Origin of the sequence: Pseudomonas caricapapayae, assembly GCF_001400735.1 — a bacterium.
GTDB classification, from domain to species: domain Bacteria; phylum Pseudomonadota; class Gammaproteobacteria; order Pseudomonadales; family Pseudomonadaceae; genus Aquipseudomonas; species Aquipseudomonas caricapapayae.
Genome location: NZ_LJPW01000125.1, coordinates 65,529 through 91,384 on the forward strand (window position 1 = coordinate 65,529; position 25,856 = coordinate 91,384).

The 25,856-nt window shown below is 58.9% G+C and carries 24 protein-coding genes; 11 read left to right on the forward strand and 13 right to left on the reverse strand.

Features of this window, described 5'->3' with window-relative positions:
* The first annotated feature begins 164 nt into the window (after positions 1 to 164).
* Both norR and ALO80_RS17325 read left to right on the forward strand, forming a co-directional pair.
* Positions 165 to 1,715, forward strand: a complete 1,551-nt coding sequence (norR, locus tag ALO80_RS17320) for a nitric oxide reductase transcriptional regulator NorR (protein ID WP_055009884.1) — start codon at positions 165 to 167, stop codon at positions 1,713 to 1,715.
* Between the two features lie 114 nt (positions 1,716 to 1,829).
* Complete coding sequence (locus ALO80_RS17325) at positions 1,830 to 2,054, forward strand: DUF6555 family protein (protein ID WP_054985059.1); 225 nt, start codon at positions 1,830 to 1,832, stop codon at positions 2,052 to 2,054.
* A gap of 21 nt (positions 2,055 to 2,075) precedes the next feature.
* Here ALO80_RS17325 and ALO80_RS17330 read toward each other — a convergent pair whose 3' ends face one another.
* Positions 2,076 to 3,494, reverse strand: a complete 1,419-nt coding sequence (locus ALO80_RS17330; protein WP_055009885.1) for an MFS transporter — start codon at positions 3,492 to 3,494, stop codon at positions 2,076 to 2,078.
* 316 nt (positions 3,495 to 3,810) lie between these two features.
* On the opposite strand from ALO80_RS17330, the gene ALO80_RS17335 reads away from it, so the two are divergent.
* Entirely contained in the window at positions 3,811 to 5,118 is a 1,308-nt protein-coding gene (locus ALO80_RS17335) for an Nramp family divalent metal transporter (protein ID WP_162491686.1), read from the forward strand.
* A gap of 61 nt (positions 5,119 to 5,179) precedes the next feature.
* Positions 5,180 to 6,631, forward strand: a complete 1,452-nt coding sequence (locus tag ALO80_RS17340; RefSeq protein WP_055009887.1) for an MFS transporter — start codon at positions 5,180 to 5,182, stop codon at positions 6,629 to 6,631.
* 4 nt (positions 6,632 to 6,635) lie between these two features.
* On the opposite strand, the gene ALO80_RS17345 is transcribed toward ALO80_RS17340, so the two are convergent.
* The 5 genes from ALO80_RS17345 to ALO80_RS17365 all read right to left on the reverse strand — a co-directional run bounded on the left by ALO80_RS17345 (position 6,636) and on the right by ALO80_RS17365 (position 9,355).
* Entirely contained in the window at positions 6,636 to 6,836 is a 201-nt protein-coding gene (locus tag ALO80_RS17345; protein ID WP_055009888.1) for a hypothetical protein, read from the reverse strand.
* A gap of 154 nt (positions 6,837 to 6,990) precedes the next feature.
* Positions 6,991 to 7,194, reverse strand: coding sequence for a hypothetical protein (locus tag ALO80_RS17350; RefSeq protein WP_054985064.1), 204 nt, complete (start codon positions 7,192 to 7,194; stop codon positions 6,991 to 6,993).
* A gap of 63 nt (positions 7,195 to 7,257) precedes the next feature.
* Entirely contained in the window at positions 7,258 to 7,746 is a 489-nt protein-coding gene (locus tag ALO80_RS17355) for a DUF3828 domain-containing protein (protein WP_055009889.1), read from the reverse strand.
* 344 nt (positions 7,747 to 8,090) lie between these two features.
* On the reverse strand, positions 8,091 to 8,399 hold the full coding sequence (locus ALO80_RS17360) for an RcnB family protein (protein ID WP_054985066.1): 309 nt from the start codon (positions 8,397 to 8,399) through the stop codon (positions 8,091 to 8,093).
* A gap of 74 nt (positions 8,400 to 8,473) precedes the next feature.
* Positions 8,474 to 9,355 (reverse strand): SDR family oxidoreductase, encoded by an 882-nt coding sequence (locus ALO80_RS17365; protein ID WP_055009890.1) that lies wholly within the window; start codon positions 9,353 to 9,355, stop codon positions 8,474 to 8,476.
* Positions 9,356 to 9,443: 88 nt separating this feature from the next.
* Here ALO80_RS17365 and ALO80_RS17370 point away from each other — a divergent pair, with 88 nt between their 5' ends.
* The 7 genes from ALO80_RS17370 (at position 9,444) to ALO80_RS17400 (ending at position 18,325) form a co-directional block, all read left to right on the forward strand.
* The gene (locus ALO80_RS17370) at positions 9,444 to 9,902 is read left to right on the forward strand and encodes a winged helix-turn-helix transcriptional regulator (RefSeq protein WP_055009891.1); all 459 of its coding nucleotides are present in this window, start codon (positions 9,444 to 9,446) and stop codon (positions 9,900 to 9,902) included.
* A gap of 138 nt (positions 9,903 to 10,040) precedes the next feature.
* Complete coding sequence (gene mrdA / locus ALO80_RS17375) at positions 10,041 to 11,930, forward strand: penicillin-binding protein 2 (RefSeq protein ID WP_054985069.1); 1,890 nt, start codon at positions 10,041 to 10,043, stop codon at positions 11,928 to 11,930.
* A gap of 150 nt (positions 11,931 to 12,080) precedes the next feature.
* A complete protein-coding gene (gene poxB, locus ALO80_RS17380; protein WP_055009892.1) occupies positions 12,081 to 13,799 on the forward strand; it encodes a ubiquinone-dependent pyruvate dehydrogenase in 1,719 nt (572 codons plus the stop codon).
* A 415-nt stretch (positions 13,800 to 14,214) separates the two neighbouring features.
* Positions 14,215 to 16,131, forward strand: a complete 1,917-nt coding sequence (locus ALO80_RS17385) for a methyl-accepting chemotaxis protein (RefSeq protein WP_055009913.1) — start codon at positions 14,215 to 14,217, stop codon at positions 16,129 to 16,131.
* Between the two features lie 592 nt (positions 16,132 to 16,723).
* Positions 16,724 to 17,041 carry a hypothetical protein gene (locus ALO80_RS17390; protein ID WP_055009893.1) on the forward strand — a complete coding sequence of 106 codons (318 nt, stop codon included), beginning with the start codon at positions 16,724 to 16,726 and terminating at the stop codon, positions 17,039 to 17,041.
* A gap of 214 nt (positions 17,042 to 17,255) precedes the next feature.
* Complete coding sequence (locus ALO80_RS17395) at positions 17,256 to 17,774, forward strand: chalcone isomerase family protein (RefSeq protein WP_055009894.1); 519 nt, start codon at positions 17,256 to 17,258, stop codon at positions 17,772 to 17,774.
* Positions 17,775 to 17,791: 17 nt separating this feature from the next.
* On the forward strand, positions 17,792 to 18,325 hold the full coding sequence (locus tag ALO80_RS17400; protein WP_055009895.1) for a DUF3833 domain-containing protein: 534 nt from the start codon (positions 17,792 to 17,794) through the stop codon (positions 18,323 to 18,325).
* Positions 18,326 to 18,361: 36 nt separating this feature from the next.
* Here the strand turns inward: ALO80_RS17400 and moaA are convergent, their stop codons facing one another.
* The 7 genes from moaA to ALO80_RS17435 form a co-directional block, all read right to left on the reverse strand.
* Complete coding sequence (gene moaA / locus ALO80_RS17405; RefSeq protein ID WP_055009896.1) at positions 18,362 to 19,360, reverse strand: GTP 3',8-cyclase MoaA; 999 nt, start codon at positions 19,358 to 19,360, stop codon at positions 18,362 to 18,364.
* A gap of 294 nt (positions 19,361 to 19,654) precedes the next feature.
* Positions 19,655 to 21,001 (reverse strand): cation:proton antiporter, encoded by a 1,347-nt coding sequence (locus ALO80_RS17410; protein WP_055009897.1) that lies wholly within the window; start codon positions 20,999 to 21,001, stop codon positions 19,655 to 19,657.
* Between the two features lie 149 nt (positions 21,002 to 21,150).
* On the reverse strand, positions 21,151 to 22,203 hold the full coding sequence (locus ALO80_RS17415) for an ABC transporter substrate-binding protein (protein WP_055009898.1): 1,053 nt from the start codon (positions 22,201 to 22,203) through the stop codon (positions 21,151 to 21,153).
* Positions 22,200 to 23,384: an NAD(P)/FAD-dependent oxidoreductase gene (locus tag ALO80_RS17420; protein WP_055009899.1), complete on the reverse strand. Its 1,185-nt coding sequence runs from the start codon at positions 23,382 to 23,384 to the stop codon at positions 22,200 to 22,202. Before ALO80_RS17420 ends, ALO80_RS17415 begins: the two co-directional genes overlap by 4 nt.
* Positions 23,381 to 24,757, reverse strand: coding sequence for an FAD/NAD(P)-dependent oxidoreductase (locus ALO80_RS17425; protein WP_055009900.1), 1,377 nt, complete (start codon positions 24,755 to 24,757; stop codon positions 23,381 to 23,383). The genes ALO80_RS17420 and ALO80_RS17425 overlap by 4 nt, the downstream gene beginning before the upstream one ends.
* Positions 24,754 to 25,044, reverse strand: coding sequence for a (2Fe-2S)-binding protein (locus ALO80_RS17430; protein WP_054985079.1), 291 nt, complete (start codon positions 25,042 to 25,044; stop codon positions 24,754 to 24,756). Before ALO80_RS17430 ends, ALO80_RS17425 begins: the two co-directional genes overlap by 4 nt.
* A 16-nt stretch (positions 25,045 to 25,060) precedes the next feature.
* Positions 25,061 to 25,855: an ABC transporter permease gene (locus ALO80_RS17435; RefSeq protein ID WP_055009901.1), complete on the reverse strand. Its 795-nt coding sequence runs from the start codon at positions 25,853 to 25,855 to the stop codon at positions 25,061 to 25,063.
* Between the last annotated feature and the right edge of the window lies 1 nt (position 25,856).

Here is a 25,856-nt window from a genome sequence, read left to right on the forward strand (position 1 = left end):
GTCGAGGCGTTCGTCCATGCTCGGGTCATCTGCCTTGCAATCAGGCCTCACGGGAATACCGGGACAGGTGCTTCTGTAAGTGAGCGCACGATAAAACGATCCCCGACAATCCTTCGACCTGGCGAGTCATAATGACGTTTTTCTGACCGTCTGCCGGAGTCTTGATGACCCATCTCCTGTTGCGTGAGCTGATACCGTTGGTGGCCGATCTGTCCAGAGAATTGCCGGACGAAGAGCGTTATCGACGCCTGCTGCGCTCGCTGCGCCACTGGTTGCCCTGTGACGCTGCGGCACTGCTCAGGCTTGATGGTGATGTGCTGGTTCCGCTGGCGGTCGACGGGCTCAGTCTGGATACGCTCGGGCGTCGCTTTCGGGTCAGCGAGCATCCGCGCTTCAAGGCGCTGCTCGCCAGCGACGGGCCAGTGAGGTTTTCTGCCGATTGCGACCTGCCTGACCCCTACGACGGTCTGGTCGACGGTCACGGCGCGCTGGAAGTGCATGATTGTGTGGGCTGCGTCCTGTCTGTTCAGGGTCGGTCATGGGGACTGATCACCCTGGATTCGCTGGACCCTGCGCGCTTCGGCAGTGTCGACGCGGATAATCTCCAGGCCTTCGCCAGCCTTGCGTCGGCTACGGTCATGGCGGGCGAGCGCATCAATCAGCTGGCGCGAAACGTTGAAGATCAGCGACAGCTGGCGGAGGTCTACAAGCGGGCTGCAGGCGGGCAGGCACCGCGCGAGCTGATCGGTCAGAGCACCGTGCATCAGTGTATGCAGCAGGAGATTTTATTGGTCGGCAACAGTCCGCTGACGGTATTGATCAATGGCGAAACCGGCGTCGGCAAGGAACTGGTGGCCGAGTCGATCCATCTGCATTCGCCACGGGCGCACAAGCCGCTGATCAGCATCAACTGTGCGGCGCTGCCTGAAATGCTGGTCGAGAGCGAGTTGTTCGGGCATGTCAAAGGCGCCTTTTCCGGAGCGGTCAACGGGCGTAGCGGCAAGTTCGAACTGGCGCATGGCGGCACGCTGTTCCTTGATGAGGTGGGTGAACTGCCATTGCCGGTGCAGTCCAAGCTGTTGCGAGTGCTGCAAAGCGGCCAGTTGCAACGAGTCGGCTCGGATCAGGAGCATCATGTGGATGTGCGCATCATCGCAGCCACCAATCGTGACCTGGCCGAGGAAGTGCGGTCTGGCCGGTTTCGTGCGGATCTCTATCATCGGTTGAGCGTTTACCCGCTGCACGTACCCGCCTTGCGCGAGCGCGGGCGCGATGTGTTGCTGCTGGCCGGGTACTTTCTCGAGCAGAACCGCGTTCGTATGGGGCTGCGCGGATTGCGCCTGAACGCTGAAGCGCAACGACTGCTGCTCGCCCACCACTGGCCGGGCAACGTTCGTGAACTGGAACACCTGATCAGCCGGGCGGTGCTCAAGGCGCTGTCTGCCAGTCCGCAAAAACCACGCATCCTCACCGTCGAAGGCGCAGCACTGGGGCTCGACGGCCCGGCAGCGACGACAGTGCAATTCACGACCGGGATAGCCCCTGCAGAAGCCGAACAGGGGGCAGGGCTCAAGGCGTCGGTAGATGCTTTTCAGCGTGCCTTGATTGTTGATTCGCTTGAGCGCCATCAAGGCCGATGGGCCCGAGTGGCGCGCGAGTTGTCGGTGGACAGGGCTAATCTCAATCGACTCGCCAGGCGGCTGGGGATTCGTTGATACCGTTGGCTCACCGTGTTCGTTGGTCGCCGGCAGTAAAAAAGAATGAATTTCTGTGCAGTGAATGGAGTCACCTATACTTCAAGCCACTGCTGAAAAAGGATCAGGCTTTCAATGGCACTTCCAAAGCACTACCGCATTGATTATCTGTTGAATGGTTCGTTCAAGAGTTTTTATATACGCACCGAGAACATGGACAACGCTGAAGCCTGGCATTACGCAAGTGTCGACGCTGGCCTTGCGCGTATACCCAAGTACCGATTGGAGAAAGTTGCCAAAGTGTCCAAACCCTACGCAGAACATTTTGGTGTGACCAATGTGGAGTGGGCTCAGGCCTGAGCACACTCCACTCGCGTGCCTTCAACGGTGTGCGATCTGCTCCAGCGCCAGGTTACGCGTGCGCGGTCCGAACCGGCCAATGGTGACGATCACAATCAACATGCTGCCAACGATGAACGCCAGCACGCCCGGCGTGCCGAAGTGATCGAGAAAAATCCCGATCAGCAGGCTGCTGAACACCGTTGAAAGGCGGCTGAATGAGTAACAGAAGCCTACGGCGCGAGCGCGGATATTGGTTGGGAACAACTCGCCCTGATAGGAGTGGTAACTGAAGCTAAGCCACGCATTGCAGAATGTGATCATGATGCCGCAGAAAATCAGGCCTGCTGCGCTGGTCTGGAAGGCAAACAGACTGCCAAAGATCATCGCGCCCAACGCCGAGCCGACGATTTGCCATTTGTTCTCGAACCGGTTGGCAAACTTCACGAATAACAATGGGCCGAGCGGGTACGCCAGTGTGATTACAAACGCGTAGCCCAGGCTGTGCGTGACGCTCAGGCCCTGGCCGGAGAGCAGGGCGGGCAGCCAGTTGCCGAAGCCGAAAAAGCCAATCGCCTGAAAGACGTGAAATAAGATCAGCATCAATGCACGGCGGCGATAAGGTGGTTGCCACATATCGGCAAAGCGGCCGATGCCCGACAGTGCAACCTTCTCCGGCTCAGGTTCATCCAGCGGCTTGCCCTGGTCTTTGATACAGCGTGCTTCAATTCCGTCCATGATGTGTTCGGCTTCGTCGAAGCGGCCCTGCTGTGCCAGCCAGCGCGGTGATTCCGGCAACGCGGAACGCAGCCACCAGACAAACAGCGCAAACACGGCGCTGCCGATCACCACCCAGCGCCAGCCGGAAAAACCGAAGGGAGCCTGTGGCACCAGCCACCACGACATCAGCGCTACGCTGGGGACTGATAGAAACTGGATGAAAAAAGCAAAGGCAAATGCCGAACTGCGTATGCGTTTGGGCACCAGCTCCGACAGGTAGGTGTCGATGGTGACCAGCTCGACGCCCAGGCCGATACCTACCACAAAGCGCATGCCTATGACGCCGAGAGCAGAGCTCTGCAAGCCCATGATTACTGTGGCAACGGTGTACCAGATCAGGGCGAAGGTAAAGATTGCGCGGCGACCGTAGCGATCAGCAATCGGACTGATCAGGCTGGCACCGAAAAACAGGCCGAGAAAGGTTGCCGAGGCGAAAGCCGCCTGATCGGAAAAGCCGAACAGACCCTGACTGCCGGTGGCAAAGATTCCGTCGCGGATCAGGCCGGGGCTGATGTAAGCCGTCTGGAACAGGTCGTAAAGCTCGAAAAAACCGGCGATGGACAGCAGGGCGACCAGTTTCCAGATAGTGGCAACCGCAGGTAGTCGATCAATACGCGCCGAAATATACGCTGCCCGCAGCTGATGGGACGCGGGTGCTCCTGACTGAGGTGATGAGTTCATCGATGGCCATCCTGAGTTCTTGTAAGCCTTGAATGGTACTCTTTACAATTTGTAATCATTGGCCTTTTAATGCAGAAAATTCTATTTAAAAGATGAATAATTGTTTAGCTGGAAGGGTTTTTGAGGGTTTATCCCGTGTGGCTATGCCTTTACGCCATTTATATGGTCAGTGACCTACAAAGCAGCGTGAGCTGCGAGTGGTTGCACGTGTGCGAAACAGGGAGCACGAACCCAGCAAGGATGTATCAACATGTGTCGCAAAACCTTAGGATGACGGTCTTCGTCTTCTGCATGCCGGTTTCCCGTGACGTACAAACTGCCCACCACTGCAACAGCTCCTTTCTGCCCCTCGGCGACTAACGACAGTGTGACCATTCCGCCGAATGCGTCCTTGCTACGCAAGATGATGCTGTTCGTGGGGCCTGGCCTGCTGGTTTCCATTGGCTACATGGACCCTGGCAACTGGGCGACGGCTATTGAGGCCGGGTCGCGTTTCGGCTACTCACTGTTGTTTGTGGTGGTGTTGGCCAGCCTGTCGGGAATGGTCTTGCAAAACCTCTGCTCACGTCTGGGCATTGCCACCGGACGCGATCTGGCACAGTTGTCTGCCGCCCGCTACAGCCGTAACGTTGCCAAAGGTCAGTGGCTGCTTGCAGAGCTGTCGATCATTGCCACCGATCTGGCAGAGGTGCTGGGGGCAGCATTGGCGTTTCATCTTCTGCTGGGGGTTTCCATCACCACCGGTGTGGCACTGACGGCCTTCGATACCTTGATCGTGCTGGCCTTGCAGGGTGCCAATTTTCGGCGCCTGGAAGCTATCGTGCTGGGCTTGATAGCAACCATTGCCAGCTGTTTCGCCGTCGAGTTGTTTCTGATTAAGCCATTCTGGCCGGATGTCGTCGCGGGGCTGCAACCGAGTTGGGATGTGCTGAGCAGCCAGGAGCCGTTGTACATTGCCATCGGTATTCTGGGTGCCACCGTCATGCCGCATAACCTCTATCTGCATTCGTCGGTGGTGCAGACCCGAGTCAATGGTTCGGACCAGGCCAGCAAAGCCAGCGCCATTCGCTACGCACGACTGGACACCATCGGTTCGCTGAGCCTTGCGCTGCTGATCAATGCAGCGATTCTGATCCTTGCCGCTGCCGCGTTTCACAAGACCGGGCATACCGAAGTGGTCGAGATTCAGGACGCCTATCACCTGCTCGATCCGCTGGTGGGCGGTGCCATTGCCAGCGTACTGTTCGGCATCGCCTTGCTGGCGGCGGGGCAGAGCTCGACATTTACCGGGACCATCGCCGGGCAGGTGGTGCTCGAAGGTTTCCTCCAGGCAAAAATTCCCTGCTGGCAACGACGCCTGATCACCCGGGTGCTGGCCCTGATTCCGGCGCTGATCGGTGTGGTCTGGCTGGGCGACAGTTCGGTGGGCAAGATGCTGGTGCTCAGCCAGGTCGTATTGAGCCTGCAATTGCCTTTTGCGCTCTGGCCGCTGATTCGCTTCACCAGTGATCCGCAATTGATGGGGCCGTTCGTCAACAGCCGGTTGGTCCAGACTGCCGCCTGGGCACTGTTCGGTTTGATCTCGGCGGCCAATCTGACGCTGCTGTGGTTCTGGGTCAGCTGAACTTGGTCGTCGGAAGCGACTCTCAACCCTGACACCAACGTCAGCTGTCAGGTAGCCGGTCATGAGCACAACGAGTGAAAAGGGCGCAGTGTTCGAGACCGACTTGCCGGCACGTCTGGACCGCCTGCCCTGGGGACGGTTCCATACCCTGCTGGTGGTAGCGCTGGGTGTCACCTGGCTGCTTGACGGCCTGGAAGTGACCCTTGCAGGCTCGGTGGCGGGCGCTTTGAAAGCCAGCCCGGCGCTCAACCTGACCAACAGCGACATTGGCCTGGCAGGTGCTGCGTATATCGCCGGGGCCGTGCTGGGCGCGTTGTTGTTTGGCTGGCTGGCAGACCGCCTCGGACGCCGCAAGCTGTTCTTCATCACCTTGCTGCTTTACGTCGGGGCGACCGCCGCGACCGCGTTTTCATTCAGTGTCTGGAGCTTCATGCTGTTCCGCTTTCTGACCGGTATGGGCATCGGAGGCGAGTACACGGCAATCAATTCGACCATTCAGGAGTTCACCCCGGCCCGTTACCGCGGCTGGGTGGATCTGACTATCAACGGCACGTTCTGGCTGGGCGCTGCTCTCGGCGCGATTGGCTCGATTGTATTGCTCGACCCGCAATGGGTCGGCGCCGAGCTGGGTTGGCGGCTGTGTTTCGGAATCGGCGCGGTACTGGGCCTGCTGGTGCTCTTGATGCGCCTGTGGCTACCGGAAAGCCCGCGTTGGTTGCTGATCCACGGCCAGGCCGCGCAAGCCACGAAGATCGTCGAGCAGATAGAGGCGGATTTTCGCCGCCAAGGCCATGTATTGCGTCCAGTAGAGGGCAAACCGTTACGCCTGCATGTGCGCGACCATACGCCGTTGGGTGAGGTTGCCAGAACGTTGCTGGTGACGTTTCGCCAGCGTTCGCTGGTAGGCCTCACACTGTTGACGGCGCAGGCGTTTTTCTACAATGCGATCTTTTTTACCTACGCGCTGGTACTGACCGATTTCTACGGCGTGCCAGCCGAGCGCGTTGGCTGGTATGTGTTGCCATTGGCGCTGGGCAACTTCTGCGGTCCATTGCTGCTGGGAAGGCTGTTCGACGTGATCGGGCGGCGGGTGATGATCAGCACGACCTATGGCGTGTCTGGCGTGCTGTTGGCGATCAGTGGTTATCTGTTCCAGCAAGGTTTGCTGGACGTGACGCAGCAAGCCATTGCCTGGATGGTGATTTTCTTCTTTGCTTCGGCAGCGGCCAGCTCGGCCTACCTGACTGTGGCCGAAACCTTTCCGCTGGAAATCCGCGCGTTGGCGATTGCGGTGTTCTACGCCTTCGGCACAGGACTGGGCGGAATGATCGGTCCGACTCTGTTCGGTGAACTGATCGAAACGGGTGAACGCAGCAATGTGCTGATCGGCTATCTGATCGGGGCGGGCTTGATGTTGCTGGCGGCGTTGGTGCAGTCGATATGGGGTGCGGCTGCCGAGCGCAAATCTCTGGAAGAGGTAGCCAGGCCGTTGTCGCACGCCGGGGACAACTAGAAGGTCAGTTACCGAACACGCCGCGAAGGCCGTCTACCGATGCACGCAAACCGATGATCCGCTCGCTGACTTCTTGCGCTTCGTGCGGGCGAGAGGTGCGTTCAAGGTACAGGAGGTGCCCGGCCATGTTGGCCGAGACACGCTCAAGGTCGTCGGCGGTGCGCCTGACGTAGGCCTGGATGTCTTTCAACTGTTCGACTTGCACGGATGGCTCCCCTTATAGGTCGCATCCGAGCGCACTAAATGAATGGGTGGCTATCATGAGTCCACCCAATCGAGTTATCGGCGGCTAGATTAGCTTTCTTTAATGCCGCAGGTAAATAAAGACGCCGATAAAGTTTTGCGCTGTGTCGACCCGCCTAATCGTCCTCCTGCTCATCATGTTCCGAGTAAGAATCCAGTAACTCGGCCAACGCCAGCGTGCGGTCGAGTCCGCTGCGGCTGGACATGATTTCGGCCACGGCCTGTGTGGCGGCAACTCTGGCAGCTTCGCGCTCGGCATCGGTGTTATTGGGCGTGGCGGCCTGCGCAGCCTCAATAATCGATTGCTCAAAGGTATTCATGATGCTCGCTCGTAAGGTTCAAGTGCCTGTGATACCGAGAATGACGGACTGTTTCAAGGCCGATCAATCACCTTCGTAGGGAAATTCTTCCAGCGTCTGCATCAACGCGACGCCCTGTGGTCCCTGAAGGTTGTCCAGCACCCAGCAGCCATTGGCGTTTTTGGCCAGCAGCAGGCGAGTGGTCTGGCTGGTGACCGGCTGCTGAGGGGCATCCTTGTAACCCAGGTTGTAGGTCATCTCGACGACAGCCTGTTTATCGGAGTTGGACACCAGCTTCCAGTCGATGGGCTTCTGCACGTCACCGTCCTGCGCATCGGTCCACGGGTTGGCACTGACTGCGCACTGATCGCCGTTCTGGCACGCCCAGTCCTTCTTGAGCAAGCTCAACAGGGGTTTGGACAGATAGTCAGCGCCACCTTTGCCGTTCAGGTAGAAATCCTGGTGCTTGTCATAAATCCAGCGCGCGGTATCCGTCGGGTTCGCAGCAGGGCAGGCCGCGTGGGCAGTTGATGAAAGCAGGCAGGCAAAGGCAATGGCGAGGGTTCTGGACATGGAGCGGACTCACAGAGAGGGTGGCAGTGATGATTACATGCAGATGACAATGCATTTGTAAGCCAAGCGGACAAAAAAGCAATGGTTTTGGTCATGTACAGCATAGGGCGCTCCGGCAAAAGCCGATTGCGGGTAATTCATTTCGCACACTGTAGGCCGCCGTTACTCCCTTGATCCGGGCATTAGCGCGTATTAAAGAAGGGTTTCATGAGGCTGCTCATATTGATGAAGGCGTTTGGACAGAGGGTATATATCGAATCAGAGTCTGTGCTGGCATGCTCGCCTTCAAGCCTGCGTCACTTGAGCTTGCTCGCGCAGGGCGCGAGCAACAAGGAGGGTAGCGCTTACTTCTTGACCGGCACGATATCCATGATGTTGCCGTTGACTTTCTGGAATCGCACGTATTTATCGTTGATTTTTACCCATTCGCTTTCCTTGGCAGGCGCTTCCAGGCCTTTGCTCTTCCAGTCCTTCACTTCCAGATCGCTGCGGCGATATTTTTCCGGCACGCGGGAGCCCAATTCCAGTTCATGGACGTTGTCCTTCGATTCGGTGACTTTCGGGTCCGCCGTCTCTGCGGCGTGAGCGGGCAGAGTGACGGCGGAAAAACAGCCAAGCAAGGTCATGCAGGCGATCAACGATTTGCGATTCATGTGAAGACTCCCGGTCTTTGGTATCAGGCGATGGCTTAATGCCTCGTAATAAATGGGACCTTCATGGCTGCAAATCATTCGATCGGGTTTGCCGTTTTCAGCCTTATCAGTGCCTCGGCAATGGTTGCAGAGAGCGGGGTAGTCGGGCGGCCGATCAGCTCGCTCAACTGGCGACTGTCATCGAACAACGCACCCTTGGCTGCGGCTGCATCGGAATCTGCCAGCAACTGCGCAACAAAATCAGGCAGACCCGCCTCGATCAGTGCGGCTTCGAACTCGGCTTGCGGGAGGTTGACGTAAGACAGCGCCTTGCCGCTCTGTGTCGTTAACAGCGCCGCGAATTCCGCCAGAGTGTAAGGCTCGTCGCCAGCCAGTTCGTACACCTTGCCGGCCTGTTCCTGTTCAGAGGTCAGCAGGACCGCGGCCGCTTCTGCGTAGTCCAGACGCGAAGCAGAACTGATATGGCCCTGATCTGCACTGCCCATCACTGCGCCATGTGCCAGTGCACCCGGAATGCCTGCCGTGTAGTTTTCGGTGTACCAGCCATTGCGCAGCAAGGCGAACGGCACGCCACTGGCGCGCAGGTAATCTTCGGTTTCACGGTGCTCTTTGGCGAGGCCCAATACTGAAGTATCGGCATGCAGAACGCTGGTATAGGCCAGCAATTTGACCCCGGCGCGCTTCGCCGCATCAATCACGGCCTGGTGTTGTGGCAAACGCTGGCCTATTTCGCTGGAAGAAATCAGCAGCACTTTGTCGGCTCCGGCAAACGCGCTGTCCAGCGTCGAGGGCTGTGAATAGTCGGCCTGACGAACCTGAATGCCCCGCGCCGACAGATCGGCGGCCTTTTCCGGACTGCGCACAGCTGCAACGATCTGCGCAGCGGGTACGCGGCGGAGCAGCTGTTCGATAACGATACGGCCAAGCTGGCCGGTGGCACCGGTGACAACGATCATGGAAAGATTCCTTGAATCAGATTGAAATGAAGCGCCAGCATAGTCATGATGCTTACCTTTCGTAAGTACGTACAAAAAGGTAAGTGTCATGAATGAATTTGCCGCCTCATCCGGCGTTTTGCAGCCAGACCTTTCACAGCAAAGCGCTGAAACCGCCGAATCAATGCTGGCGTTTGTTCGTCAGGGGCGGGTACTGGCCGCAGACTGTCCTTCGCGGGTTGTGCTCAACCATGTCTGCAGCCGATGGGGCGTGCTGGTACTGGTCGTACTGCGCAGTGGCATGCATCGCTTCAGCGAGATACGGCGCAAGATTGGCGGCGTGAGTGAGAAAATGCTCGCGCAAACCCTCCAGCATCTGGAACATGATGGTTTCGTCAGCCGCAAGTCGCTCCCGGTGGTTCCGCCACATGTTCAATACCGGTTGACCCCGATGGGCGAGGAAGTCGCCTTGCAGGTCGAGACGCTCGCCACCTGGATCGAGACCAATCTGCCCAGCATCATGCAGGCCCGAGAAGCATCGAATGCAGCGCAGAACACGCCTGAATGAGTCTTTTCTGACAGATTTTTCATCCTGCGATAGTCCGCTCAATCGCCTGCAATCAGCCGCTTCTTGGTATGGTGCGCGCCGAAATCTTTGTTTACACGTTCAGTTGCGCTGTGTGCCCTTCACCGAGAAGCTGTAGAAATGCCCAATCCAATTCCCCTGAAAGACCACGAAAAAGAAACGCGGCTGGTCAATCAGCGCCTGATTGCCTGCGCTGTGCTGGTCGGGCTGTTGGCTGCCTGCCTGGTGGCGCGGATGTACTTCCTGCAAGTCACCGAGTTCGATTATCACTCGACCATTTCTGAAAACAACCGCGTGCATGTACTGCCGATCCCGCCCGAGCGCGGTTTGATTTTTGACCGCAACGGCGAAGTGCTTGCCGACAATCGACCCAGTTTCAACCTGACCCTGACCCGTGAACGCGCTGGCGACTGGCACAAGGTGATCGATGAGCTGATGACCCTGCTGGAGTTGCCCGACGAAGACCGGATCCTGTTCGACAAGGAGCTGAAGCAGGTTCGTCACCCGTTCGAACCGGCGACACTGCTGTATGAACTGACCGAAGAGCAGATCGCGACGCTGGCGGTCAATCAGTACCTGCTGCCGGGCGTGGATGTGGCGGCGCAGTTCGTTCGCCATTACCCGTTGGGCGCCCATTTCGCTCATTCGATCGGCTATGTCGGGCGCATCAATGAAAAGGAAGCGGCCCACCTCGACAACGAGTACCGCGGCACGCAGTCCATCGGCAAGACCGGTGTCGAGCGCTTCTACGAGTCCGAGCTGCACGGCCACGTCGGCTATGAAGAAGTCGAAACCAATGCCCAGGGCCGCGTATTGCGCGTGCTGAAACACACTGACCCGGTGCCTGGCAAGAACATCACCCTAACGCTGGACGCGCATTTGCAGGCCGCAGCGGAAAACGCGCTGGGTGATCGACGCGGCTCGGTGGTCGCTCTGGACCCGGAAACCGGCGACGTGCTGGCGATGGTCAGCAAACCAAGCTTCGACCCTAATCTGTTCGTTACCGGCATCAGCTTCAAGCAATATGCGGCGCTGCGCGACTCCATCGACCGGCCGCTGTTCAACCGCGTGCTGCGTGGCCTGTATGCGCCGGGCTCGACGGTAAAACCGGAAGTGGCGATTGCAGGTCTCGACAGCGGCGTGGTCACAGCTTCCACAAAAGTCTTCGACCCCGGTTATTTCCAGCTCCCGGACTTCGACCACAAGTACCGTAACTGGAACCACAGCGGCGATGGCTGGGTGGACATGGATACCGCGATCATGCGTTCCAACGACACGTACTTCTACACTGTGGCGCACAAGCTGGGCATCGACCGCCTGCATGACTACATGACCATGTTCGGCATCGGTCAGAAGGTCTCGCTGGATATGTTCGAGGAATCGGCCGGGCTGATGCCATCACGCGAATGGAAACGTGCCACGCGTCGACAGGCATGGTTCCCCGGTGAAACGGTGATTCTCGGCATCGGCCAGGGCTACATGCAGGTCACGCCATTGCAGTTGGCCCAGGCCACCTCACTGATTGCCAGCAAGGGCGTCTGGCATCGACCGCATCTGGCGATGGAGGTTGGTAATACGGCACCCGTCGACGAGCATCCGATGCCGAATATCGTGCTGCGCGACCCCAACGAATGGAATCAGGTCAATACCGGCATGCAGATGGTCATGCACGACCCGCGCGGCATTGCGCGGGATGCCGCCAAGGGTGCTCAGTACCGTATCGCCGGTAAAAGCGGTACGGCGCAGGTGGTCGCGATCAAACAGGGCGAGCGTTACAACCGTCTCAAGACTCTCGAGCGTAACCGTGACAACGCCTTGTTCGTCGGCTTTGCGCCAGCTGACCATCCCAAAATCGTCGTGTCGGTGACCATCGAGAACGGCGAGGCCGGAGGCAGGGTCGCGGGGCCTGTGGTCCGGGAAATTCTCGATGCCTGGCTGCTCGACAGCGAGGGCAAGCTCAAGCCGCAATATGCCGTACCCGCCAAGGCAACGGGCAACCCGCACGCCTGAGCCGTTTGCCGATGCAAGCAGCTTGACCGAGCCCTGAACAGGGCTCAGGTTTTCTGAACTGTCGAGAATCCGCCGGGTCGACCACAACAGGCGTGGCAGAGCGCTGCGCGCGTTTTACCGAACTCATAATTGCCTCGACAAGGAACCCTAATGTCCAAGACCATTGCCGATCATCTCGCGCAAACCCTCGCAGCGGCAGGCGTTTCCCACATCTGGGGGGTGTCCGGTGACAGCCTCAACGGCCTGACTGACAGCCTGGAACGCACCGACTCGATTCGCTGGATGCACACCCGTCATGAAGAAGTCGCAGCCTTTGCTGCCGGTGCCCAGGCGGCGTCCAGCGGCAAGCTGGCGGTCTGCGCTGGCAGCTGCGGGCCGGGTAACCTGCACCTGATCAACGGTCTGTATGACTGCCACCGCAATCGGGTGCCGGTGCTGGCAATTGCTGCACATATCCCGTCTTCGGAAATCGGCCTGGACTATTTTCAGGAAACTCACCCGCAAGAGTTGTTCAAGGAGTGCAGCCACTTCGTCGAGCTGGTCAGCAACCCCGAGCAATTTCCGCGTGTGCTGGAACGTGCCATGCGTGCGGCGATCAGCCAGAAAGGTGTGGCGGTTATCGTCTTGCCAGGCGACGTAGCACTCAGCGAGGCACCTGAAGTTGCCGCGAAATGGATCGAGGCCACGCCGCCCAGCGTTGTCCCGGCAGAAAGCGACCTGCAGTCGATGGCCGATATGCTTAACGACTCAAAGTCCGTAACCCTGTTGTGCGGTGCCGGATGTGCCGGGGCTCACGAGCAGGTCCTCGCGCTGGCCGACACGCTGGGTGCACCGATGGTTCACGCGCTGCGCGGCAAACAACACGTCGAGTACGACAATCCGTTCGATGTCGGCATGACTGGCCTGATCGGTTTCAGCTCCGGCTATCACGCCATGCTGTCCTGCGACACGCTGGTGATCCTCGGCAGCAGCTTTCCCTATCTAAATTTTTATCCCGAGAAAGCCGATATCATTCAGATCGACCTCGACCCGACTCAGTTGGGCCGCCGTACGCCGGTAGCGCTGGGGCTGGTCGGTGGGGTGCGGGAAACCCTCGAGGCGCTTCAGCCAAAGCTGAAGCCCCACGCAGATCGTCGTTTCCTCGACAAAGCCCTGAAGCACTACGCCAAGGCCCGCGAAGAGCTTGATGAGCTGGCAACGCCTACACCAGATGGCACCCCCATTCATCCGCAATACCTCACCCGACTGGTCGACGAACAGGCGGACGCCGATGCGATCTTCACCGTTGATGTCGGCACGCCAACGCTGTGGGCCGCGCGCTACCTGCACATGAATGGCAAGCGCAGTCTGCTTGGCTCGTTCAACCATGGCTCGATGGCCAACGCCTTGCCACAGGCTTTAGGGGCCAAGGCTGAACATCCGGATCGTCAAGTCGTAGCCCTTTGCGGCGACGGCGGCCTGTCCATGTTGCTGGGAGACTTGCTGAGCATTCGTCAGTTGAACCTGCCTATCAAAATGGTGGTGTTCAACAACAGCTCGCTGGGCTTTGTCGACATGGAAATGAAAGCCAGCGGCTATGTGCCGCATGGCACTGACCTGCATGAAACCAATTTCGCCGGTATTGCGCTGGGCGCAGGCATTCTCGGTCTGCGGGTGGAGAACGCCGAAGAGCTTCCGGCAGCGCTGCGCAAGGCGTTCGATCATCCCGGACCGGTGCTGATCGATGTCGTCACTGCCAAACAGGAGCTGGGCATCCCGCCGAAAATCAAGCTGGCGCAGGCGAAGGGTTTCAGCCTGTACATGATGCGCGCGATCATGAGCGGGCGGGGCAGTGAAGTGCTGGAGCTGGCCAGGACCAACCTGCGTTAATACGTTATAAAGCTTATGAGTTGAATAAAAAAAGTTGCAACTTCTATCTGCTGAGATTGTCGCCGCTGTTGCAGGCGACCCTCTCGGTATCTTTATATTTCTTTTCTCAGGATGACTGCCCAAGGCGGTCATCTTTTTGTGGATCCAAACTTTCCGCACCCTCTGCTTTATTGAGTTCGCTATTTGAACTAACAAATTCAAATAGTTGGTAAAGCTTCTCGGCAGACAGCCGAGACAGTGATACGGAAGCAAGACCGGCTACGGCAGGCTGATTACCCAACAGTCCTTGGCGACAAGAAAACGTCGACGCTACAGAACGTTACGCCCTGGATAGTCTTTATAGAAAAGTCTGCATGTCATGAGGTCTGCAATGCTTAGAAATGCTCCTTTGAGTATGAAACTGCTGCTTATTTTAATGTTTCCCCTGCTGGGCTTTCTTGCCTTTGCAGGTATTTTCGTGGCTGACAAAAGCGAGAACCTCGGTGACATGAGGCGCGCAGTGACAGCCACCAGTGCTGCACAGAAACTGAGCTACGTGGTCACTACCATCCAGCGCGAACGCGGGGCCAGCGGCGTGTTCCTGGGCAGTGGTGGCAAGTCCATGCAGGACAAGCTGAAGGCCTTCCGTCAGGATACCGACAAGGCGATAAGCGAGATGCGCGCCCAGTCGACCGACGGTATTCCCTTTCCGGACAAAGTCTACCGCGCACTGGATGACCTGACCGCGCTGCGCCTCAAGATCGATACGCTGGGGATCAACAACACCGAGTCCTCTACGCGATTCACCGACGTTATCAAAACACTCGTCGGATTCTCCTATTCGCTGGAAGCGAGTATCGAAGATCCGGAAATACTGCGTGGACTGAGTTCGCTCAACCAATTCGTGGATATGAAGGAGCGTGCCGGTCGCGAGCGCGTACTGCTCGTTCAGGCATTCAACCAGAACCGCTTTGATGCGCCACTGTTATCGCGCTTCAGTCGTAACCTGGGAGAGTTCTCCGGTTACCTCGAAGCATTTCAGCGCTGGTCTCCGGAGGCATTCAAAACCAAGTTGAATGATGTTCTACAACAGCCGGGATCACTTGAAGTCGCCCGTTTGCAACGGCTGGGTTTCGATACACCGTTGGGCGACCCGCTCAACGTCAAGCCGGAAGACTGGTTCAACCTTGCAACCGCGCGTATCGACATGATGGCTCAGGTAGAAGCAGAGCTTGGCCAGAACGTCGTCGGCGTGGCAACGGACGCGAGCAGCTCCGCTCAAAGCAGCCTGTACGTGGCGGTTGCCACTGTCGTCCTGATGCTGATCGTAGTGCTGTGGCTGGCTTCGGTGGTCATCCGCAATATCAAGATTGCGGTTGTCGATGTTAACCGTACATTGATGGCACTTTCTACCCGCGACCTGACCGCGCGAACCCGCTATATCGGCAAGGATGAATTTGGCGAGATCTCGCGCAATCTGGACAACATGGCGCAGCAGATCAGTGAGGTTATCAGCGAAATCGGCAGCGCCACGGCGCAGGTAGCCACCGCCGCCGAGCAGTCTTCTGCAGTGGCGTTGCAAACCAGTCAGAACGTGGCGCAACAACGTCAGGGCACTGACCAAGTCGCCACGGCCATCAGCGAGATGAGTGCCACGGTCAAGGATGTCGCGCGCAGCACTACCGACGCTGCCGAGATGTCGCAACGTGTCAACAACAGCACCGTGCAGGGCAAGACCGAAATCGATAACACCATCGGTCTGATTCAGGGGCTTTCGGTGCAGGCTGAAGAGACTTCACGGATCATTGAAGAGCTCAAGGGCGAAAGCAACTCGATCTCCTCGGTGCTGGATGTCATCCGTGGTGTCGCCGACCAGACCAACCTGCTGGCCCTCAACGCAGCCATCGAAGCTGCACGTGCAGGCGAGCAGGGGCGCGGTTTCGCAGTGGTGGCCGATGAAGTGCGCAACCTGGCCAAAAAGACTCAGGACTCTACCGTCAGCATCCAGAAAATGATCGCCAACCTGCAATCCGGCTCCGAACGCGCAGCTGCGTCGATGCAGGAAACCCTGGGCAAGGCGCAGGAGGGTGCCAGCAACGTGGTACGCGCTGGCGAGCTGCTGGAAGAAATCGCCGAAGGCATCGCGACCATCAGCGACCGCAACATCCAGGTCGCTTCGGCCGCTGAAGAGCAAAGCCTGGTGGCTGAAGAGATCCACCGCAACGTGAATGACATCAACTCGCTGGTCATTCAGGTGAGTGCAGGTGCCGAGCAGACTGCCGTGACCAGTCGCGAACTGGCTCGATTGGCAGAACAGCAGCAGGGGCTGGTGGGACGCTTTAAAGTGAGCTGACGGTAACAGAGTTGTGTGTTGTGGGAAGGCCTGGAAGCGAAAGCTTTCAGGCTTTTTTATTGCGCGATATGTTCAGGTGGCTGTGACTATTCAGTCAGGTTTCTGCGTAACTACCGGTCCCTCATGCAATTATGTAGTGACTAGAAATAATCACTACATAATCGTTGACGTACCCTTTTTCCTTTTGCATTATGCAGCTGTCTCCCCGATCGGGAGCGCTGCAAAAGGTGTGATGAACAGGCTCGGCAAGCCGTCGAGATGTTCCCGGATGTAGGCTGCCCACAAGGCAGATTGATGGAGCTGAACTGGCATTTGTCGTCGATAAGGGCGAGAAGCTGGCGAAATGTCCTCATGATGCTTGTAACGGATCGATTGCCGATCCTGGGCCGGGTCTTTGGGTTTCGTGACTGCTTCTTGCTGTTTTCTCTACGCTGATGCCGTTGTGTAGCGGCTTTTCATCAAGGCTACCTGCATGTCCTTGAGGGCCGGAACTGTAATCGACGACCACTCGACCGTGTTGCGTTGATAAGGCTCCGGCGCATGAACTTGATGTATAAATTTTTGAACAGCCTACGAGCGAAGGAGCATCAACATGAATATCAACACCCAACCGACTATTGATGAACTGGCTCGTCTGTTTGCCGCGCGCAAGGACACGCTCGACGACCACATTGTATGGATTGCCGAGTCAGGCGAAGTTCGCGTAGACGCCATGTCGCCCTATACCCAGGAGCGTGAGTTCCGTGATGCGCACCCGCACATGCGGGCATCGCTGAAGATGTTTCGTCGTGGTCAGGGTTATGTCGGCAAAAAGGCCGCTGCCGATCGCGCATTCATGGAGAACACATTGCAGGCGCTGAAAAGCGAATGGCAGAAGGCTCGCCGACCAGCGCATTCCCAAGTGGCCTGAGCCCGAAGCACCGCAAGTCCTGAAGCCTGTTCCCGATTCTGGTCGGGAACAGGCTTTTTGGTTTTCGGCGCTGAAAGGGTAATGGTCTGATGAGTTGTACAAAGTGTTTTTGGTGGTATAGATTCCGGCCATCAGTCAGCTACTCTGACCTTTCTGATTCTCTCTGCCGCGCGTGCCACGGCAGCGTCTGTACAGTCCTTAACAGAGGTTGCCGATGCGCGTGCCACGATGGCTATGGTTGCTGATTGTGCTTAGCGGCAGCGCTTCGGCGGATTGGCGCGAAGCACTGCCCAATGCTCAGGTCGTCGGCGGCGGGGACCTCAGCCTGTTCGGCTTTCGTATCTATACAGCCCGGTTGCTCAGCCCCACCAAGCCCTTCGTCGCCGATGCCCCGCTGGCCCTCGAGCTGACTTACCACCGCGCCATTGATCGTGAAGATCTGGTCGACGCCAGTATCGATGAGATCAAGCGTATTTCCGGTAATCAGGTGAACGAACGGCAACTGACTGAATGGCGTCAGCAGATGAACCAGTCATTTGTCGACGTCCGGCCGGGCATGAAGATTACCGGCGTCTACCTGCCTGGACGGGAAGCACGTTTCTACGTTGGCGACACGCTTCAGCATGTAGTGCCCGACAGCCAGTTCGCCAAGGCTTTCTTTTCTATCTGGCTTGACCCGAAAACCCGTAACCCCGAGCTTCGTGAACAACTGCTCGGCAGTAAAGGCTCATGACCCGTCAAGGAGGGTGCATGTTGAGAAAGTGGATGTTGATGTTATGTATGGGTCTGATTTTGAGCGGCTGCGGTGGGGTGCCGGTGACCCGTTACAGCCAGGAAGCACCGAAACTCGATCTTCGCAAATACTTCACGGGGCGCGTCGAAGCCTGGGGAATGTTCCAGAAGCGCTCTGGCGAGGTCACCAAGCGCTTTACGGTGCTGATCGACGGGCACAGTGAAGGCGAAGTGCTGGTTATGCACGAGGCCTTTAGCTACAGCGATGGCACCAAACAGGTTCGCGAGTGGCGTTTGCGTCCTGACGGTCCGGGACGCTGGAAGGGCACGGCAGGCGATGTTGTCGGCGAGGCTTACGGCGAAGTGGCGGGCAACAGCTTCCACTGGAACTACGTGCTCAGACTGCCGGTGGACGGCACCGAGTATGACGTCAGCCTGGATGACTGGATGTACCTGATCGACGAGCAGACCATGGCCAATCGTTCGTCGATGACCAAGCTGGGTGTCGAAGTAGGGCAGATCACCTTGTTCTTTCGCAAAGCCGGCAAATAAATAACGCCTCGTGTGAGGCGTCGTTCAGGGCGGCGGTCAGCCGCCCGTCATGTTCATGAAGCGCACGACTTGAACGCCATCGTCATGCGTGAAGTTGTGGCTCCACGGTTTGATCTGCATGGCCTCGATGATGGCTTTTTCAAGTTTCTCGGGCTGACCGGGGTTGGCGCGCAGTACCGCTTTCAGGTCCACGGAGTGCTCGTTGCCCAGGCACAGCAGCAATCGGCCTTCGACCGTCAGACGCACACGATTGCAGGTGCCGCAGAAGTTATGGCTGTGCGGGGAGATGAAGCCGATGCGAATGCCCGGCGCTTCGGCCAGACGCCAGTAGCGCGACGGCCCCTGAGTCGAGTCGGTGGAAGGCACCAGCGTGTAACGTTCGGCAATACGTTCGCGAACCTGATCGCTTGAATAGAAGGATTCGGCACGGCTGTGTTCGCTGATGATGCCCAGCGGCATCTCTTCGATAAACGAGACGTCGAGGTTACGATCGATGGCAAACGCCAGCAGGTCGTTGATCTCATGGTCGTTGCGACCGTGCATGACCACGCAATTGAGTTTGGTGTGCACAAAGCCGGCAGCATTGGCCGCATCGATACCAGCAATGACCTTGTGCAGATCGCCCGTGCGGGTCAGTTCGCGGAAACGGTGCGGGTCAAGGCTGTCCAGGCTGATATTCAGACGCGTGACGCCCGCCTCGAACAGCGGCGCGGCCAGTTTTTCCAGCTGCGAGCCATTGGTGGTCATGCACAGTTCACGCAGGCCGGGCAGCGCAGAGATCTTTTCACACAGATCGACGATACCCGAGCGTACCAACGGTTCACCGCCGGTCAGGCGGATTTTGCGCGTGCCCAGCGCCACGAAGCGCTCGGCCACCTGAAGGATTTCCTCCAGTGACAGAATCTGTTGCCGAGGCAGAAACGTCATCTCTTCGGCCATGCAGTACACGCAGCGAAAATCGCACCGGTCGGTAACCGACATGCGCAGATAATCGACTTTACGTGCAAAGCGGTCCATCAGGACGGGTTCTGACATTTCACCTTCTAAATGATTGAGTGGGCTGTATTACCGGGTTTGGAGGACAGCGGGCTACAGGGGTTCAGCTCTTTTCCAGGACTTGGTGTATCAAGCCTGATTGCAAGCTGGCAAAGTGCCTTTGGCTGTTTTGCATATTAGCTGGCCGCCTCCGGATTTGCACCGACTGCGGCGTATTGCTTTGCCATGCATCGCTATATGGCGGCCACGCTACCGAGTCGAAATGCCGCAGTCCAATTGCTTGTTCCAATACGCTCATCGAGCTGCTCTATGGCCCTCTGCCGTAACGGGCAATCAATCAGGACTGGCGGCGGTACTGCGCTCATAACGCTCCAGTAAAGGCTGAATACTGATGCCGTGCACCAGGATGCTCAGCGCGACGACCGAGAGAGTCATGCCGATCACAACGTGGCCGACATCGTGCGCCAGGCCGTGCGACAAGGCAAAGCACAGGTAATAAAGACTGCCGATGCCCCGGATGCCAAACCAGCCCACCAGCGCTTTTTGTCTGACGTTGAGCAGGCGGCGGCTGACCAGCAGCCAGACACTCGCGGGGCGAATGACGCAAAACAATGCCAGCCCCAAGCCAATGGCCCGCCAGTCCCAGTACATCGCCAGCGCTGCACCCAGCAGGGTGATCAGCAACACTTCCATCGCGCGCTCGACGAGGCTGCCGAACGCCAGCATGTCGCCCATCATCACGCCGGCGGCCAGCTGCGAATCGCTCATGTCGTCGCCTTGCGCGACGGTGCCCTGTTCCAGGGACGCAGTCATATGCCCGAGGACCGGTTGTGCAACATGCTCAGAGGGCAGTTCAGAACGCGTGACCCTGACTTCGGCCTGACGCAGGCCGAATCCGGCGGCAAACACTGAGAGAAAGCCGAACGCCCCGACACCTTGCGCGACCACATAGGCCAGGGCGATCAGCGCCAGTGCCAGAAAGTCATTGGGCGAGGTGGTGCTGTCGGCGTTCTTGATGCGCAGAAAGATCATCAGATGGCCGACCCCACGGCCCATGCCGTAACCAATCAACAAACCGGCCGGCACCGCCCAGATCAGGTCCTTGATCAGCCATCCCTGGACCCAGTCGCTCATCGCGCCCCCGGAACTGAGGTACAGCAAGGCAAAGATCACGAATGGAAAGGCCGTGCCGTCGTTGAGGCCCGCTTCGCCGGACAGGCCGAAGCGCAGGCGGTCCTGATCCTGAGCATTGTTGACCTGAACCATCCCGGCCAGCACCGGGTCGGTCGGCGACAGCATCGCGCCGAGCAGCAACGACACGCCCCAGTCCAGGCCGATGGTGTAGTGGCCTGCCACCGTCACGCCGCCAATGGTCGCCAGCATGACCGGCCCGGCCAGCCAGTAGGCTGAGTGCCAGGCTTTGCCACGCAGGGGAAGGCGCAACTTGATGCCTGTGCCGAACAGGGAAAACAGCACCGCCACTTCGGTCAGACGTTCCAGCCACTCATAGGATTTTTCGAAATCCAGATCGACGATATCCAGGCCCATCGGACCGATGCCAAAACCGAACCCCAGGCATACCGCCGAGGTGGTGACCGGCATCCAGCGCAAATAGGAGGAAGTGAGCGCCAACAGCATCAACAGCACGCCAAGCACGCCCATGCAGACAATAAAACTCATACAGAAAGAACCACCGTTAAATGCGCCCGAAAAAGTGGGCGTAACGGTGGGACTCCCTTGCGCGGTAATAAGTTGAAATAATTTGCCAGGTGGCAATCAACGGGTGACGTTTTGCAGGCGGCGATACCTGTCGAGCTGGCCGCAAACGTCTATCGCTCGATACTGCGGCTCCAGCGCGCGTTCCACTCCGGGCGGATCTGATTGACCTGATCCCAGTCGATGGTTACGGCTGTTTCCAGGTATTTTTCCATGGCCTCGACCTGGGCACGCGTCTTGTCCGTGGTTGGCGTTTTCGGGTTTGACGGGATCTGATCGCCAAACTCCAGCGCAGGTGCCTGTGCTTCCGGCGTCAGCAAATAGGCGGCCAGCTTCTGGGCCAGCTCCGGCTGGCTATTATTGGCGATTGTGCATTCAGCCACGTTCAACACAACACCGCCTTCCTTGGGCGATGCGTACTCCACTGGCACGCCCTTGATCTTCAAGGCGGTCACCTGCGTCGGCGTCAACGGGAACAGCGCGGCTTCGTCGGTCTGGACCATTTCCGAGATCTTTGCCGAGCTGGCGATGTATTCCAGCACGTTCGGGCCGATGGTTTTCGGCCAGGCCTTGAAGCCTGGTTCGACGTCTTTCTCGCTGCCGCCCTGGATCCGGTTGAACATCAGGAAACCATGCAGGCCGAAGGTCGAAGAGGCCAGTGACTGGAACACGACCTTGTCCTTGAAGCGCTTGTCGGCCAGGTCCATCCACGAGGTGGGCACGTTCCAGCCCTTTTCCTTGAACATTCGCGTGTTGTAGGCAAGGCCGGTTACTCCCAGGCTGACGGCGGCGGCCTGCTCCTTGATTTTGGCCTTGGCAGGCAGGTCGGCCAGGCTGGCGCTGGGTTGCAGGGGGTCGCACAGGCCCATGGAGATGGCCCGGTACATAATGCCGTCGTCGAGAAACATGACATGCATCTGCGGGTTGTCTTTACTTGCCTGCACCTTGGCGAGGATATCGGCTGACGTGCCTGGAACGATCACTACCTTGACGTTATTGGCCTTCTCGAAGGCGGGCAACACCTGATCGGCATACAGGCGCTCCATGGTCCCGCCGTTCATGCCAAGGTACAGCGTGGTGTCGGCCTGGGCAGGCATACAAAACAGTGCAGCCGCCAAGGGCAGGCATGACAGGCCGGTGAGGGCGAGACGTTGGGTGTTTTTCATGGGGACGACCTTCCTCTGTGCAATGGGATGATGTTCGTAGCGGATTCGATAGCCTTGAATTGAGCGGTTGCCTGCCGGAAGCGGCCGATGGAAAACGCCTCGAGCGAGATAAGTGATGCGCCGTCGCAAACCCATTCGGCCAGCGCTTCGCCAGCCGCCGGACCGATCTGGAAACCTGCCCCGGCAAAACCGAAGCCGTGCAGCAGGCCCGCTTGGGTGAGGCTCGGACCGAGCACGGGTTCACGGTCCGGCAGATAGCCTTCGGTGCCGCTCCAGGTGCGGATGGCCTGGGCACCGGCAAGTGGCGGGTAGAGTTCGACGGCGTTACGCAGGATGTCCAGTACTGCCGCCTGTCCCGGTCTGGCGCGCGCCGGATCGATGGCAAAACCTTGTCCGCCGCCCAGTACGCAATTGCCGCGTGCCACTTGCCGGGCGTAGATGCCGCCACCTTCGACACCGGTGCTGACGTCCATGAACAGCGGCAACGGTTCTGTCACCAGCATCGCCGGATGCCCTGAATACATAGGCACCGGTTCGTGAAATTGCGCCGCCAGTTCTCCAGCCCACGCCCCGGCGCAGTTGAGCAGCCAGGGAGCTCTCAGGGTCAGGCCACTGGCAGTTGTGACGATGAAGGCGTTGCCGTCATGGCTGACTTCGCTCGCCTGCGCCTGCTCGAATACCTGTGCCCCAGCCCGTCGAGCAGCGCGGGCAAAGGCGGGCGATACCAGACGCGGATTGGCGTGCCCGTCGTCGGCACACAGCGATGCGCCCACCGCGACGTCGCCTGCCCAGGGATAGCGGGCGCGCAGTTGATCGCGATCGAGCAATTGTAAATCCAGGCCGAATCCCTGGCTGGCTTCGGCGTAGGCGCGCAGGGCATTCATGTCCTGTTCGCTGCGTGCCAGTTTGAGGTGGCCCGAGCGCTGGTATTCGCCGTCGATGCCGATCAGTTCGCGCAGGTTGCCCCAGATCTGGTGCGCCCGCTGCGACAAGGGCAACTGCGATAATGGCCTGCCCTGACGGCGTACGCCGCCGTAGTTGACACCGCTGGAGTGCGAGCCGCAAAAGTCGCGCTCCAGCACGGCCACACGCTTGCCCTTCAGTGCAAGCGCCAGGGCTGCCGACGAGCCGACAATACCGCCGCCGATGACAATCGCATCGGTTTCAATCAGTGTGCTCATGATTGCTTCTCCACTGATTGAAGCGCCAGCCCGAACGGCAGCGGCTTGATCGGGGCCTGGCCACGCAGACGGCCTATATGCTCCACCGGCCGACCGCTCTCGCGAGCGATGATCTCTGCCGCTGCCAGGCCGCACATCCGTCCCTGGCAGCGGCCCATGCCGACTCGGCACAGGGCCTTGACCCGGTTGATCTCCCAATGGCCATCCTGAACGGTCGTGCGAATCTCACCCGCTGAGACTTCTTCACAGCGGCATACCACGGTGTCATCCGCCACGCGGGCGGCCCAGTCCTCTGGGAACGGGAAGGCGGTTTCCAGCCCGTGGCGAAAGCGTTCGATGCGTTGCAGTGCGGCTTGCAGATCCCGGATACGCAGGGCGTCGACAGTGACGCCAATGTCTTGCAGCAGCCCGAGGGCGGCGAGTTCTCCGGCCATCTCCGCAGCGTCCGCGCCCATGATTCCAGCGCCGTCGCCTGCCAGATACACGCCTGACACGCTGCTGCGCCCGCAGTTATCACGAGCAGGCAGCCACGCGCGGTTGAGCGGGCTCCAGTCGAATGCACAGCCGAGCAAGTCGGCCAGTTGTGTCTCGCTGCGCAACGCATGGGCAAAGGCTACTGCGTCGCAGGCCAGCAGGTTCGATTGGCCATTACGTTGCCATTGAATGCCGGTCGCACGCTGTTCACCCTCTATGCGCGTGAGGTGTACGCCTTGATGCACCGGAATGCCACGGGCGCTCAGCCATGCGCGGTAATACAGGCCCTTCGCGAGGGTTGCGGGTTGGCCGAGCAACGCAGGCAATGCTTTGCACTGCGCCGAAAATGGCGCGCTGTCGAGCACTGCCAGCACGTTTGCGCCGGCTTTGGCGTATTGGTAGGCAACCAGATACAGCAAGGGTCCGCTGCCGCAAAACACCACGCGTTCGCCAATCGCACAGCCCTGATACTTGAGCGCGATCTGCGCGGCGCCCAGGCTGTAAACGCCAGGCAAGGTCCAGCCGGGGACTGGCAGAATTCGGTCGGTTGCGCCTGTAGCGACAATCAGCCGGGTGAAATCGATAGTCCCGGCTGTTCCGTTTTGCAGGGTGTCGAGCTGATGGCCCTCGGCGTTCCAGACCAGCGTTTGCGGGCGGTAGTCAATCTGCTCTGCGAGCGCGTCGAGAGTCTGGTGCACTGCGATGGCCTTGCTGCTTTCGAAACCGTAAAGCGCCTTGGCCGAGCGCTGGAAGTTTTCCGGCTGGCGGCGGTAGACCTGGCCGCCGCCGCGCAAGCCTTCATCGATAAGGCAGGCCTTGATACCGTGGGCCAGCAGGGTCTGAGCGGCGCGAATGCCAGCCGGGCCTGCGCCGATAATGGCAATGGCCTGATCACTCATACGCAGCGCCCTGGTTCACGAATCACCGCCTGGCCGGCTTCCAGCAGCGTCGAACAGGCACGCACTCGCTGTCCGTCACCCAACCTTACCCAACAGTCCTGGCAGGCGCCCATCATGCAGAACCCGGCGCGCGGCTCGGCACTGAAATCGCTGCCTCGCACGTACTCGCTGGCGGTCAATACGGCGGTCAGCAAGGTGTCGCCCAACAGACCGCTGGCCGGTTGGCCGTCAAGGGTAAAGGGCAGAACCGGGCGGTCATGTTCGGTCAGTCGTTTCAGCAATGCCATAACGTCAAAGCTCCGGTTAGTGTTTGCCGACCAGCACGCGATCCAGTCCATAGACCCGGTCGAGCAGGATCATGGTGGCGGCGGTGAGCGCGATGACCAGTGCCGACACGGCGGCCATCATCGGGTCGATGGATTCGGTGGCGTAGACGTACATGCGCACCGGCAGGGTCTGGGTGGCGGGTGACGTGACAAAGATCGACAGCGTGACCTCATCGAAGCTGTTGATGAATGCCAGCAACCAGCCGCCCGCTACGCCGGGCAGGATCATCGGCAGGGTGATCTGCCGAAACAGGATGAAACGGCTTGCGCCCAATGACTCGGCGGCGTGTTCGGCGCTGCGGTCGATACCGATCGCCGCAGCGAGCACCAGACGCAGCACATAGGGCGTGATGACCAGCACATGGGCAAAAATCAGCCAGGTGAAGCTGCCGTTCACGCCCATCAGTGCAAACAGACGCAGCATCGCCACTCCCAGCACCAGATGCGGAATGATGATCGGCGAAAGAAACAGCGCATTGAAAAAATTGCGGCCAGGGAAAGTATGTCGGGTGATTGCCAAGGCGGCAGGCACCGCTATCAAGGTCGCCAGAGTCGCGGAGACGAATGCCAGCATCAGGCTGTTGTAGAACGAGTCGATAAAGTCTGCACGTTCGAACACTGCCTTGAACCAGCGCAGCGAGAAGTCGGTGGTGGGCAGGCTCAGGGTGTTTTCCGGGGTGAACGCCACCAGACACACCACGACCAGTGGGGCCATCATGAAAATCACTACCAGCGCATGAAACGAGAGGGCCAAAGGACCGTTCTTGGACATG